Below are 13837 nucleotides of genomic sequence, written 5' to 3'. Positions count from 1 at the left end.
TTCATCTAAAGAGACTTCAATAATTCAAAAAGATGCTTATTTTTACAGCCAACACATAATATACAGGCTAGATTCCTGTTATGTTATGAAGCAAATGTCGGCAAGGTTGAAAACAACTTCTAAAATCATAATAGCGTTACTAGGTGTTTCGGTAATTGCAACCTCATGTTCCCGTAAGAAGGATAAGTTCATGAACCGAAACTTTCATGCAATGGGTACCAAATACAATATTCTATACAATGGAAATATTGCTCTGGAACAAGGACGTGATGCTATCAACGATGCCTATACCGACGATTATTGGAACCTTCTTCCTGTAGAACGCATGGAAGTGTTTGAAGAGGTGATCATGCCTGGGGATTCCAAAAATCCAAGTTTTGAACGAGCAGAAGAAAAAGCCATCAAGGCCATCCAAAAACACGGGATGAACATTCGGGGGAAAGAATACAACCCTCAAATTGATGAAGCTTACCTGTTGCTTGGTCAGGCACGTTATTACGACCAACGTTTTATTCCTGCATTGGAAGCCTTCAACTATATTCTCTACAAACATGCCGCTAGTGACAAAATCAATACAGCCAAAGTTTGGAGAGAGAAGACCAACATTAGATTAGAGAATAATGAGTTGGCTATTAAAAATCTGAAGCGTCTTTTAGAACAGGCTGAACTGGAAGATCAGGATTTGGCTGATGCTACGTCGAGTTTAGCACAGGCATACATCAATACAAAATCACCTGACAGTGCCATTACACAATTGCAAATTGCAGCTGCGGTTACCAAAAAGAATACAGAACAGGCGCGTTATAACTATATCATTGGTCAGCTTTATAATTCACTTGGTGAAGTAGACAGCGCCAATATGGCTTTCGATAAAATTATCGATATGCACCGTAAAATTCCACGGCCTTATTATATCAACGCTCATCTAGAGAAAATCAAGAATTCAAATGTGACAGATTCTTTGAAGGTAGTTGAATTTGAAGAGTATCTGGCCGACTTGGAAAAGAATCGTGAAAACCGTCCGTTTTTGGACAAAATATATTATCGAATAGGTGAGTACCATCGCGGGAAGGGCGAAGATAGTTTGGCGATTGCCAATTACAATAAATCCTTACGAACCAATACGCCGGATAAACAATTAAGAGCTTTCGATTATACTGTTTTGGGGGATATGAATTTTGATATGGCCCAATACAAATACGCTGGTGCCTATTATGACAGTACCTTGATCAATTTGGAGCCAAGAACTAGGCCGTACCGAATAATCAAGCGTAAACGTGATAACTTGGATGATGTCATTCTTTATGAGGATATTGCCCAAACCAACGACAGTATCCTTAGATTGGTGAACATGAGCGAAGCAGAGCGCTTGGCTGTATTTAGTGCCTATATAGAAGAGTTGAAAAAAGCTGAAGAGGAGCGTGCAAAACAGGAGGAGATAGCTAATCGAGTTAATGCGGGGCTGGCCACTGCAAACAATGCCAATAATTCCGTTTCAAGAAGTTCTTTGTTGCCTCCAGGAGGTAATGCCAACGGACAAAAACAAACCTTTTATTTTTACAATCCAACTACGGTATCCTATGGTAGAAATGAGTTTTCAAAAATTTGGGGAGACAGAATGTTGCAGGATAATTGGAGGTTGTCATCTAATAAGGCGGCAAAGGTTGGAGCTGTTAGTGGAGAGGCTTTAGCAGAAGGGACTACCGAGAGTGAGCTTTACGATCCTGAATTTTATCTAGAGAAGGTGCCTTCAGATAAAAGGGTAATTGATAGCTTGATAAAGGAACGTAATTTTGCTTATTACCAATTGGGGGTTATTTATAGAGAGAAGTTCAGTGAGAATGAGTTAGCCAAAAACAAATTGGAAAATTTATTGCAAAGTAATCCGGAGGAACGTTTGATTTTGCCTTCCAAATATAATTTGTATAAAATCTATTTGGATTTGGAAATGGCGGCTCAGGCAGAGGCTATGAAAAATGATATTGTGGCCAACCATCCAGATTCACGTTATGCTGAAATATTGTTGAATCCAAAATCGGAATTGGCGAGCGATGAAAATAGTCCGGAGAATCTTTATAAGAAGACTTACAAGGAATTTGAAGCAGAAAATTATTTGGAGACCATTGCCCTTTGTGACGAATACATTCGGGAGTTGGAAGGCGATGCCATTGTGCCTAAGTTTGAGATTTTAAAGGCATCTGCACGTGGTAGGCTATATGGTTTTGAGGCCTATAAAGAAGGTGTTAATTACACAGCGCTTAATTATCCAAACACCGATGAAGGTAAGCGTGCGCAAGAGTTGATGGATAAAGTAATCCCTGTGTTAGCCAACAAGCAATTTGTGTCTAACGAGTCGGCAAAAAACTTTAATTTGGTCTATCCATTTGAAAGTAAGGATGAAGAGCAAATTGAAGAATTTGCCAAGAAACTGGAGGAGGCTATAGTTAAAGTAGATTACCTAAATTTAAAGGTGTCTATAGATATGTATGATCTTGAGACCAAATTTGTAGTAATCCATGGATTAAAGAGTGCAGACGGAGCTCTAGGGTTAGCGGAAATTTTGGAAGGTAAGAAATACAAATTAAAGCGTGAGCACTTTGCCATTTCATCCCCTAATTATGGAATTGTGCAAATGCATAAAAATGTGAACGAATATTTACAATCCCAATAAAAAATTTAACCTATGTTTTCGGAACAAAAAAAAGGAAGAATGGCAGTAGAAGGAATATCGCAGCAAAACACCATCGCTAAAGGAACTACCATCACAGGTGATGTTGTTGGTGAAGGAGATTTCAGAATTGAAGGAACTGTTGAGGGTAATATCAAAACCCCAGGAAAAATTGTTATCGGTAGAACAGGTGTTGTTAATGGTACTTTAAAAAGTGCCAACGCCGATATAGAAGGAAGTTTTTCAGGAAAGCTCGTACTTACTGATACCTTGTCTTTAAAATCCTCTGCAGTTGTGGAAGGTGAAGCGGAAGTTGGTAAGTTGGCTGTGGAACCTGGTGCTACGTTTAATGCGACTTGCGCAATGAAAGGTTCAAAAAATGGAGGACAACAAAAAAATACCAGAGAAGCCCAAAAATCAGCTTAAGAACCTTGCAGCTTTAAGCGGGGTTGCTTTTCAGATGGGAATTACTATCTATCTGTTTGTCATGTTGGGCAAATGGCTGGATACAAAATACACCGACGGAGGAAAACTGTTTTTAATAGTTGGAACACTGTTGGGGGTAGGGATTTCTTTATATGTCGTGCTAAAGCAAATCAATAAATTAAATGAATAAGGATATTCTGGTAAAATCTACAATACAAATAACAATTGCTTCGGCAATTGTTTTTTTTATACATACCATGTTATTACGGCAACTGGATTATGAGGTCTTTGCCAATTATATTGTTTTGGCTTATGTGGTGAATGTTCTTTTGGCTCTAACCATTTTATATGGACTCTATTTTTTTAGGAAAAAACTTAAAGACCAAATGGGGTTTTTGTTCATGGCGGGAAGTTTATTGAAGTTTGCCGTGTTTTTTATTGTCTTCTATCCAAAATATTCCGTGGACGGACAAATTACCAGAGTGGAATTTGTCACTTTTTTCGTGCCTTATGTAACTTGTTTGGTTACAGAAGCTTTTGGTGTGTTAAAGCTTCTTAAAAATTTGGATTAACCCCTTTTTTTACTTCTTCAAATTAATTCAAAAATATTGTGAAATTTTGTTTTTTGCTTTTGAATGAAAAGCATACCTTTGCACCAATTTTTAGGCCACTATTAATTAAGTGATATGCAAAACGTAATTTCGTTAAAAACAATTTGTTTACTGTTCTTTTTTGTAACTGCATTTTCTTTTGCTAAAGAAGAAGGACATCATGAGGAGGGAAAAGATTTAAAAACGGAGATCAAGGAGTATATTGATCACCACTTGTTGGACTCTCATGATTTTAGTTTGTTCTCCTATACCAATGACGCTGGAGAGCACAAATATATTGGGTTTCCACTTCCTGTAATTTTATTTGATAACGGTTTAAAGGTGTTTTCATCTTCAAAGTTGCACCATGGTGAATCTGTTGCCGAAGTAGGAGGTGAGTATTACAAATTATACCACGGTAAAATTTATAAAACAGATGCGGAGGGAACTATTCATGAAGAGCATCATCATGTTAGTAATGTAAAACCGTTGGATTTTTCTATCACTAAAAACGTGTTTACTGTATTTCTTGTTGGGTTGTTGATGTTTTTCATCTTCAGCAGAATGGCAAAGACTTACAAAAATGGTCAAATGACAAAGGGAATAGGTCGTTTCTTAGAGCCTATCATTATATATGTAAGAGATGAAATTGCAATTCCTAACATTGGGAAAAAGCATTACAAGCGTTATATGAGTTACTTGTTGACCATCTTCTTCTTTATCTGGATTATCAACTTGTTAGGGTTAACGCCACTTGGGGTGAATGTAACCAACAACATTGCGGTAACTTTTGCTTTGGCATTACTTACCTATTTAATTACAACTTTTTCAGGAAACAAAAATTACTGGAAACACATTTTCTGGATGCCAGGAGTGCCTGTGCCAATGAAAATCATTTTAGCGCCAATTGAATTGTTGGGAACTTTCATCAAGCCGTTTTCATTGTTGATTCGTTTGTATGCCAACATTACTGCTGGTCACATTGTATTGATGAGTATCATCGGGTTGATGTTCATCTTCAAAAATTGGGTTGGTAGCACCTTGTCATTTGGTTTGGCATTTGTGTTGTCGTTGTTGGAGTTGTTGGTAGCAGCATTACAAGCGTACATCTTTACAATGTTATCTGCATTGTATTTCGGTTCTGCTGTAGAAGAGCACCATGACCACTAAAATTTGAATGTTTAATTATTTAATATATATACTATGACTATTCCAAACATTGTAGGAGCTGGATTGATCGTTATCGGTGCTGCTTTAGGTATCGGTAGAATCGGTGGACAAGCTATGGACGCTATCGCTCGTCAACCAGAAGCTTCTGGAAAAATCCAAACAGCTATGCTTATTGCTGCTGCCCTTATTGAAGGTATTGGATTTGCTGCCCTTTTCGCGGCATAACAACAAAACTAACAGCTGTAACGGTTGGTTGCAGCTGTTGTTTAATTATTTAAAGAATTAGATTATAACATAAATATAAATGGAGAAGTTAATTAGTGAATTTTCAGTAGGTCTGTTTTTCTGGCAATTGTTATTGTTTGTTGGATTAGTGTTTTTATTAAAGAAGTTTGCTTGGAAACCAATTTTGGATGCGGTTGAAAAGCGTGAAACTGGAATTAAAGACGCCTTATTTGCTGCAGACAATGCCCGTAAGGAAATGGAAAACCTTAAGGCAGACAATGAGCGTATCCTTAACGAAGCTCGTGCTGAGCGTGAAGCTATGTTGAAAGATGCTCGCGACATGAAAACGAAGATGATTAATGATGCCAAAGACGAGGCTCAGGCGCAAGCAACAAAAATTATCGAGCAAGCTCAGGCTGCTATTGAAAGCGAAAAGAAAGCCGCTATGGAAGAGTTGAAAAACCAAGTAGCTGGTTTGTCTATTGAAATCGCAGAAAAGGTGGTGCGTAAGGAATTATCCAGCAACGACAACCAATTGCAATTGGTAGAGTCTATGTTGGGTGAAGCAACATTAAACTAAGATTACAATGGCAGGAGAAAGAGCAGCAGTACGTTACGCCAAGGCAGCTTTAAGTTTAGCATCAGATAACAACAATGCCGATGCCGTAAACAACGACATGAAATTGATTGCTACTACTATTGCGGGAAGCAAGGACTTAAGTGAAATGCTTCTTAGCCCTGTGGTAAGATCATCTGTAAAAAGAGCTGTATTGTCTGAAGTGTTCAAAAACACCAATGCAATTACAACAAATTTAATAGAGACGTTGATAACTAATAAAAGGATTGCCCTTTTAGAGGTTGTTGCAAATAAGTACACACATTTGTTTGATGTGTTAAAAGGAATTCAAGTTGCCAAGGTAACTACCGCGGTTCCTTTAACCGATGCCTTAAAGGCCCAAGTGTTGGCTAAAGTAAAAGAGCTTACCGGAGGGACAGAGGTTGAGGTTCAAAATATCATCGATGAAGATATCATTGGTGGTTTCATTTTACGAGTTGGAGACATGCAGTACAACGCTAGCATTGCCAATAACTTGAACAAACTAAAAAGAGAATTTACATTAAATTAAGATATACTATATCTATTTACAAATAAATAAAGATGGCAGAAGTAAATCCAGCTGAAGTATCAGCAATCTTAAAACAGCAACTATCAGGTTTCGAAGCGGGAGCTTCGTTAGACGAAGTAGGAACAGTATTAACTGTGGGTGATGGTATTGTACGTGCTTACGGTCTTTCAAACGCTCAATACGGAGAGTTGGTAGAATTTGAAGGCGGATTGGAAGGTATCGTACTGAACCTTGAAGAAGATAACGTAGGTATTGTATTGTTAGGCCCTTCTAAAGAAATTAAAGAAGGTTCTACTGTAAAGCGTACAGGACGTATCGCATCTATCAATGTAGGTGAAGGTATTGTTGGTCGTGTTGTAGATACATTGGGTAACCCAATCGATGGTAAAGGTGCTATCTCTGGGGAGACTTACCAAATGCCATTAGAGCGTAAAGCTCCTGGAGTTATTTACCGTGAGCCTGTAACCGAGCCGTTGCAAACTGGTATCAAGTCTATCGATGCCATGATTCCAGTAGGAAGAGGACAACGTGAGTTGGTAATTGGTGACCGTCAAACGGGTAAAACTACCGTTTGTATTGATGCCATCTTGAATCAAAAAGAATTTTACGATGCAGGAAACCCAGTTTACTGTATCTACGTAGCGGTAGGGCAAAAGGCGTCTACTGTTGCTAATATTGCTAAAACATTGGAAGAAAAAGGAGCTTTGGCGTATACTACTATCGTAGCTGCTAACGCATCAGATCCTGCTCCAATGCAAGTTTACGCTCCTATGGCAGGTGCTGCTATTGGTGAGTACTTTAGAGACACTGGTCGTCCTGCATTAATTGTGTTTGATGACTTGTCTAAGCAAGCGGTAGCTTACCGTGAGGTGTCATTGTTGTTACGTCGTCCACCAGGACGTGAGGCGTATCCAGGGGACGTATTCTACTTACACTCCCGTTTATTGGAGCGTTCTGCAAAAATCATCAACAACGATGCCATTGCCAAAGAAATGAACGACCTTCCAGAGAGCTTGAAATCTGTAGTAAAAGGAGGAGGATCTTTAACTGCCCTTCCAATTATCGAAACTCAAGCGGGAGACGTTTCTGCTTATATTCCTACAAACGTAATTTCTATTACAGACGGACAGATCTTCTTGGATGGTGATTTATTCAACTCTGGGGTACGTCCAGCAATTAACGTAGGTATCTCTGTATCTCGTGTTGGTGGTAACGCTCAGATCAAGTCTATGAAGAAAGTATCCGGTACTCTAAAATTGGATCAAGCTCAGTTCCGTGAATTGGAAGCTTTCGCCAAGTTTGGATCAGACCTTGATGCTGTTACTTTAAATGTAATTGAAAAAGGTAAGCGTAACGTAGAAATCTTGAAGCAAGCACAAAACGATCCATTTACTGTAGAAGATCAAGTTGCGATCATCTATGCAGGATCTAAAAACTTGTTGAAAGACGTACCTGTAGACCAAGTTAAGGTATTTGAAAGAGATTACCTAGAGTTCTTAAGAGCTAAGCATAGCGATGTATTGGCTACTTTGAAAGCAGGTAAATTGACAGACGAAGTTACAGATGTATTGACTACTGTAGCTAAAGATCTTTCAGCAAAATTTAGAGCATAATTAGATTTTAGTATTGAGTAGTGATGTTGACTTCACTACTCAATACTCATACTTTATTCTAGCATAGAATGGCAAACTTAAAAGAAATACGTAACAGAATATCATCGGTGTCTTCAACGATGCAGATTACCAGTGCCATGAAAATGGTATCTGCTGCCAAGTTAAAAAAGGCTCAGGATGCAATTACGGCTATGCGCCCTTATGCAGACAAGTTAACCGAGCTTTTACAAAGCTTAAGCGCAACTTTGGATGCAGATTCAGGAAGTAAATTTTCAGAACAACGTGAGGTAAACAAAGTTCTTATCGTTGCGATTACCTCCAATAGAGGTTTGTGTGGTGCATTCAATTCAAATATTATTAAGGCAGTAAATACTTTGACAGCAGAGAAATATGCGGGAAAAGATGTGTCTTATTTGGCCATTGGTAAAAAGGCTAACGATGCCTTTAAAAAGACCAATAAAGTAATTGCCAATGAAAGTGATATTTTTGATGATTTAACTTTTGAAAACGTAGCGCAGATTGCACAAACATTAATGGATAAGTTTGTAGCTGGGGAATACGACAAGATTGAAATTGTTTACAATAGTTTTAAAAATGCAGCAACACAAATAGTGACTACAGAGCAATTTTTGCCAATTGTACCTATTGAAACTACTGAAGCAACTGCTAACTTGGATTATATTTTTGAGCCTTCAAAACTTGAAATCGTTGAGCAATTGATTCCTAAGTCTTTAAAGACGCAACTTTATAAAGGTATCAGAGATTCATTTGCCAGTGAGCACGGTGCACGTATGACTGCAATGCACAAAGCTACCGATAACGCTACTGAGTTAAGAGACCAATTGAAATTGACTTATAACAAAGCGCGTCAAGCAGCGATTACCAACGAGATTTTGGAAATTGTTGGTGGAGCAGAAGCTTTGAACAACTAAGGAAATTAGTTTTATATATAAATAGTATTAAAAGCCCCACGTTCGTGGGGCTTTTGTTTTTTGCGCTATATTTACTTTATGAAACTACCAACCTATCTCCTCATTTTGTCTTTGTTTGTTGTGGCTTGTTCTGGCTCTAGACAAGCTTCTAAACTTGATAAACCTGTTCAAAATGAATCCTTGAAACTCTTTTCTGGCAGATATAATATTGTGGGAAATGAGTATCATATGAAGCTGCGATTTCGTAAGCAATATGATCATCTGGATAGCATCTATTTTAAGGGGAAAATGGTTAGACTCGATACTATCAATTCGGTAAAGCAGCATTATTATTTCAGTACAACAAAACCATATGCGGGGATGTCCATGAAGGATTCTGAAATTGCCGATACCAATTATTATCTATATTTCCCTGTGGAATATCAAGATTCGATTTACGATAATTCCCTAAAATTCTATAGTACATATGAAGGGAAGTTCCATGAGGGGGCTGTAAAGGTGAAACAGGATTCCATTTTTGAGCTTATTATTAAGTAGAAAGTACAGTTTTGTATTTGAAATGCGTTGGTTTAAGAATCCCTTTTTTTCAGGAAGTATAGGAATTTTAGTCCGTTGTATATCCACCATGAAAACTGTATATTTAGCCGAACAAAATCTAACCCTTGAGCGGACTTAAATCACTTTTTAAACAAACATTTGTTTATGGCATTGCGACGGTTTTGCCTAGAATGTTAAGCTTCATATTAGTTCCTTTATATACAAGTGAGGGGGTATTATCCTCGGTGGCAGAGTACGGTAAAGTAAACATCATCTTTTCCTATTTTGTACTCTTCAATGTTATTTTGGCCTATGGTATGGAAACCGCTTTTTTCAGGTTTTTCAACAAGGACGAAGACCGGGAAACGGTAACCGGAACCTCTAGCATTACTTTGGTGATATCTTCTTTTATGTTTTTTGCTCTGGCTATGCTGTTTCAAAACCAGATAGCCACTTTAATAGATATCGATGTTACCTACATCAATTTGGTGATTTGGATTTTGCTTTTGGATGCATTGGTTATTATTCCATTTGCATGGCTAAGGGCCAACCAAAAACCTATGCGCTACGCGATAATTAAAATTTTGAATGTAGCCATTAATTTGGGGTTGAATGTGTTTTTCCTCTTAGGTTTGAAAGAGCTGGCTGTACAAGATTCCATATTTGAGGGCATTTACAAGCCTAACTTTGAAATCAACTATATATTTACTGCCAATTTAATCGCTAGCGGTGTGACCTTGTTTTTTATGCTGCCATTTTACTTTCGTGTAAAGTTCAATTTCAACAAAGGTTTGCTAAAGCAAATGCTGAAATATGCCTTCCCTGTACTTGTTGCCGGAATTGCATTTTCCATCAACGAAACCTTCGACCGTATTTTATTGGACAAACTGTTGCCAAGTAACGTTGCCGAAACCGATATTGGGATGTATTCGGCCTGTTATAAATTGGCCTTGTTCATGACCCTTTTTGCAACTGCATATAGATTGGGAATTGAACCCTTCTTTTTCAGTCATGCCAAAACCGAAAATCCACAGAAAAACTACGCTTTAATTTTGGAGTTTTTTGTTGCCTTGGGATCAATAATTCTGTTGGGAGTTGTGGTCTTTGCCGATGTATTGAAAGTTATTGTCATTAGAAGTGAAGATTATTGGGAAGCCATGTGGATTGTACCCATTATTTTGTTGGCCAATTTCTGTTTGGGGATTTACCATAACCTATCGGTTTGGTACAAAATAACCGACAGGACCAAATTCGGTGCTTATGTGTCCATTATAGGGGCCGTAATTACCTTAGTGCTTAACTTTGCTCTAATCCCAAGTATGAGTTATAAAGGCTCTGCAATTGCGACCTTATCCGCTTATGCCGTAATGATGATTTTGTCCTATGCCTTCGGAAGAAAGTACTATCCAATTCCGTACAATCTCAAAAAAATTGGTCTGTATATGTCGGTGTCTATTCTTTTTGCATTTGTGTCTTTCTACCGATTTAGAGGGAATTATTTTGTTGGAATTGCGCTGTTAATTGTATTTTTGGGCATTGTGGTTATATCCGAAAAAAATCAAATCAAACAATTTCTTAAAAAATAAATGAGATGCTGAGCTAGTGGAGGCATCCCAACGTATATATTGTAATTATGACTATTAAAATCATCAATAAATCCAGCCATGACTTGCCAAACTACGAAACCATAGCCTCGGCAGGAATGGATTTGCGAGCCAATTTATCAGAACCTCGAACCTTAAAGCCTTTGGAACGTACCATTGTTGGAACCGGTTTGTTTATAGAATTACCGATTGGTTATGAAGCCCAAGTAAGACCAAGAAGTGGTTTGGCGGCCAAAAAAGGAATTACTGTATTGAATGCACCGGGAACCGTAGATGCCGATTATAGAGGTGAAGTGGGAGTGATTTTGGTGAATCTTTCCAATGAAGAGTTTACCATAGAAAATGGTGAGCGTATCGCTCAGATGGTGATTGCAAAACATGAACGTGCCGAATTGATTCCAGTAGAAACGCTTTCTGAAACAGCTCGTGGCGAAGGTGGTTTTGGAAGTACCGGAACCAAATAAAAATTAACAAAAAGATCTCCGCTTCCGCGGACAATGCATATGAAAATTATCGTACCAATGGCGGGACGTGGCTCCCGATTAAGACCTCATACATTAACCGTTCCAAAACCTTTAATTCCTGTGGCGGGACAGCCTATTGTTCACCGTTTAGTAAAGGACATTGCCAAAGTATTGGGAGAACCAATTGAAGAGATTGCCTTTGTATTGGGAGACCCTGCGTTTTTTGGGGATGATGTTGTTGAAAGCTTGACTAAATTGGCAGAAAGCTTGGGGGCTAAAGCATCCATTTATAGACAAGACCAGCCTTTGGGTACTGGCCATGCCATTATGAGTGCAGAACCTTCACTTTCGGGGCCGGCCGTAATTGCCTATGCCGATACTTTGATTCGCGCCAATTTCAATCTAGATCCAGAAGCCGATGCCGTAATTTGGACGAAAAAGGTGGAGAACCCAGAAGCCTATGGAGTAGTAAACCTAAATGAGAAGGAGGAAATTATAGAGTTGGTTGAAAAGCCGAAAACTTTTGTAAGCGATCAAGCCGTAATTGGCATTTATTACTTTAAGGATGTGGCCGTGTTGAAACAGAAGCTGCAGGAAGTGTTGGATGAAAACATCATGAATGGTGGCGAATACCAAATCAATGATGGTATAAAGCGTATGATGGCCGAAGGCAAGGTGTTTAAAACAGGAACGGTAGATGAGTGGATGGATTGTGGAAATAAGGCCGTAACTGTGGAGACCAATGGTAAAATGTTGGGATTCTTGGCTAATGATGGGGAGGAACAACTGATATCCAATTCTGTTATCAATAAAAATTCAACCATAATCGAACCTTGTTTTATAGGGGAAAATGTGGTGCTTAACAATACAACTGTTGGTCCTTACGTTTCTATTGGAAATGATTGTGTACTGGATAATGTAAGCGTTAAAAATAGTTTAATTCAGAATGCATCAATCATTAAAAATGCTACCTTAGACCAAGCCATGATAGGAAACCATGTGGTATACGATGGTAATTTCAAGGCGATTAGCATTGGTGATTATTCTGTATTGGAATAGTCATGAAAGTATATCCAAATTGTAAACAGTATTTGTTATGAAAATTAAAATCTACGGTTGCTTATTTGTTTTTGGAATGGCGCTATGCATTTCTCAAAAGACGTATGCCCAAGTAGATTTTAACAAGCGTCCTGATGACGATTTGGGAAATGTTGAGGATGCCTACCAAGAGTACTTTTTTGAAGCGCTGAAGCAAAAAGGCATTGAAAATTACCAACGCTCGGTGGAAGCCTTGCAACAATGCATTAAGATAGACGATTCTGATGCTGTGTTGTATTTTGAACTTGGAAAAAACTACAACAAACTCAAAAACTTTGGAGCTGCCGAGGATGCGCTCAAAGAGGCCATTTCCAAAGAACCCGACAATGAATGGTATTTGGATGAATTGTACGATGTCTACATTCAGCAGAATGAAGTAGACAAAGCCATAAAAACGGTGAAGCAATTGGTGAAATACCACCCCACGTATAGTGATGATCTTGTGGGGCTCTACATAAAGGCCAAAAAGTATAAAAATGCGCTGCAATTGCTGGATGAATTGGATGAAAAGTATGGAGTTAGCGCCGATAGGGATTATATGCGTAATGAAATTTATAACATTACGGGAGATGACGAGGAGCGCATCGAAAACCTAGAAGAACGTTTGGAGCTCAATCCTGAAAACGAAAACAACTACCTAAAATTGGTGTATCATTACAGTGAGAGCGGTGACAAGGAAAAAGCCTTTAAAACAGCTAAAAAATTGTTGGAGGTCAATCCAAATTCGCAGTTGGTACACTTGGCCCTTTATAAGTTTTATTTGGAAGAAAATGATGTGGACAAAGCTGTGAATTCCATGAAAATTGTATTGACCAGTTCTGCGATAAATGCTGATGCCAAAGCAAAAGTGCTGAATGATTTTGTTGGTTTTGTTGGGAAACACCCTGAGTATGAAGGGGAATTGTTGGAGGTGGTCACTTTAATTGACAATGATAAAAGTATCAAGACTCTTAAGGAGTTGGGGCAGTATTATCTTAAAACAGGCGATAAAACCAAGGCTTTGACATATTATGAAGAAGCGTTAAAGGAAGCGCCTAACGATTATAATCTTATCAAAGATGTGTTGTTGTTGCAATTGGATTTAAACCAAAATGAAAAGGCTATTATAAAAAGTAACGAGGCTTTGGAGTTGTATCCGGCTCAACCCATTTTTTATCTTATCAATGGAGTTGCCAATAACAATTTGAAGTATTCCAAACAGGCCATAGAGATGTTGGAAACAGGGTTGGATTATATAATTGAAGACCCAAAAATGGAGTCTGATTTTTACAGGCAATTGAGTGTTGCATATGGCCAACAGGGAAATTCAGAAAAGGCACAATCTTTCGCCAAAAAAGCTGATGCCCTAAAAAATGGACAAAATTAAAAGTCCAATAAATTGAA

Annotated in this window: 15 protein-coding genes; all 15 read left to right on the top strand. The window is 38.3% G+C overall.

Annotated elements, in window-relative coordinates; all coding sequences use genetic code 11:
* Positions 1 to 211 precede the first annotated feature (211 nt).
* The 15 genes from RBH95_RS00705 to RBH95_RS00635 all read left to right on the top strand — a co-directional run bounded on the left by RBH95_RS00705 (position 212) and on the right by RBH95_RS00635 (position 13820).
* Positions 212 to 2671 (top strand): hypothetical protein, encoded by a 2460-nt coding sequence (locus RBH95_RS00705; RefSeq protein ID WP_307900821.1) that lies wholly within the window; start codon positions 212 to 214, stop codon positions 2669 to 2671.
* A gap of 39 nt (positions 2672 to 2710) precedes the next feature.
* Positions 2711 to 3094, top strand: coding sequence for a polymer-forming cytoskeletal protein (locus RBH95_RS00700; protein ID WP_307900820.1), 384 nt, complete (start codon positions 2711 to 2713; stop codon positions 3092 to 3094).
* Positions 3048 to 3284, top strand: a complete 237-nt coding sequence (locus RBH95_RS00695; RefSeq protein ID WP_307900819.1) for an AtpZ/AtpI family protein — start codon at positions 3048 to 3050, stop codon at positions 3282 to 3284. Before RBH95_RS00700 ends, RBH95_RS00695 begins: the two co-directional genes overlap by 47 nt.
* Positions 3277 to 3666, top strand: coding sequence for a DUF6168 family protein (locus RBH95_RS00690; protein WP_307900818.1), 390 nt, complete (start codon positions 3277 to 3279; stop codon positions 3664 to 3666). The genes RBH95_RS00695 and RBH95_RS00690 overlap by 8 nt, the downstream gene beginning before the upstream one ends.
* Before the next feature lie 114 nt (positions 3667 to 3780).
* Positions 3781 to 4854, top strand: coding sequence for a F0F1 ATP synthase subunit A (gene atpB / locus RBH95_RS00685; protein ID WP_307900817.1), 1074 nt, complete (start codon positions 3781 to 3783; stop codon positions 4852 to 4854).
* A 33-nt stretch (positions 4855 to 4887) separates the two neighbouring features.
* The gene (atpE, locus tag RBH95_RS00680; protein WP_053976481.1) at positions 4888 to 5079 is read left to right on the top strand and encodes an ATP synthase F0 subunit C; all 192 of its coding nucleotides are present in this window, start codon (positions 4888 to 4890) and stop codon (positions 5077 to 5079) included.
* Between the two features lie 79 nt (positions 5080 to 5158).
* Entirely contained in the window at positions 5159 to 5659 is a 501-nt protein-coding gene (locus RBH95_RS00675) for a F0F1 ATP synthase subunit B (RefSeq protein WP_053976480.1), read from the top strand.
* 7 nt (positions 5660 to 5666) lie between these two features.
* A complete protein-coding gene (atpH, locus tag RBH95_RS00670; protein WP_053976479.1) occupies positions 5667 to 6206 on the top strand; it encodes an ATP synthase F1 subunit delta in 540 nt (179 codons plus the stop codon).
* Positions 6207 to 6238: 32 nt separating this feature from the next.
* Positions 6239 to 7819, top strand: a complete 1581-nt coding sequence (atpA, locus tag RBH95_RS00665; RefSeq protein ID WP_307900816.1) for a F0F1 ATP synthase subunit alpha — start codon at positions 6239 to 6241, stop codon at positions 7817 to 7819.
* Between the two features lie 68 nt (positions 7820 to 7887).
* Complete coding sequence (gene atpG, locus RBH95_RS00660) at positions 7888 to 8751, top strand: ATP synthase F1 subunit gamma (protein ID WP_307900815.1); 864 nt, start codon at positions 7888 to 7890, stop codon at positions 8749 to 8751.
* Between the two features lie 78 nt (positions 8752 to 8829).
* Positions 8830 to 9288, top strand: coding sequence for a hypothetical protein (locus RBH95_RS00655; protein WP_307900814.1), 459 nt, complete (start codon positions 8830 to 8832; stop codon positions 9286 to 9288).
* Between the two features lie 125 nt (positions 9289 to 9413).
* The gene (locus tag RBH95_RS00650) at positions 9414 to 10874 is read left to right on the top strand and encodes a polysaccharide biosynthesis C-terminal domain-containing protein (RefSeq protein ID WP_307900813.1); all 1461 of its coding nucleotides are present in this window, start codon (positions 9414 to 9416) and stop codon (positions 10872 to 10874) included.
* A gap of 47 nt (positions 10875 to 10921) precedes the next feature.
* On the top strand, positions 10922 to 11356 hold the full coding sequence (dut, locus tag RBH95_RS00645) for a dUTP diphosphatase (RefSeq protein WP_307900812.1): 435 nt from the start codon (positions 10922 to 10924) through the stop codon (positions 11354 to 11356).
* 39 nt (positions 11357 to 11395) lie between these two features.
* Positions 11396 to 12415 carry a sugar phosphate nucleotidyltransferase gene (locus tag RBH95_RS00640; protein WP_307900811.1) on the top strand — a complete coding sequence of 340 codons (1020 nt, stop codon included), beginning with the start codon at positions 11396 to 11398 and terminating at the stop codon, positions 12413 to 12415.
* A 37-nt stretch (positions 12416 to 12452) separates the two neighbouring features.
* Entirely contained in the window at positions 12453 to 13820 is a 1368-nt protein-coding gene (locus tag RBH95_RS00635; protein WP_307900810.1) for a lipopolysaccharide assembly protein LapB, read from the top strand.
* The last annotated feature ends 17 nt before the right edge of the window (positions 13821 to 13837 follow it).

Origin of the sequence: Mangrovimonas sp. YM274, assembly GCF_030908385.1 — a bacterium.
Classification (GTDB): Bacteria; Bacteroidota; Bacteroidia; order Flavobacteriales; family Flavobacteriaceae; genus Mangrovimonas_A.
This window is presented reverse-complemented; position numbering and strand designations above follow the sequence as displayed.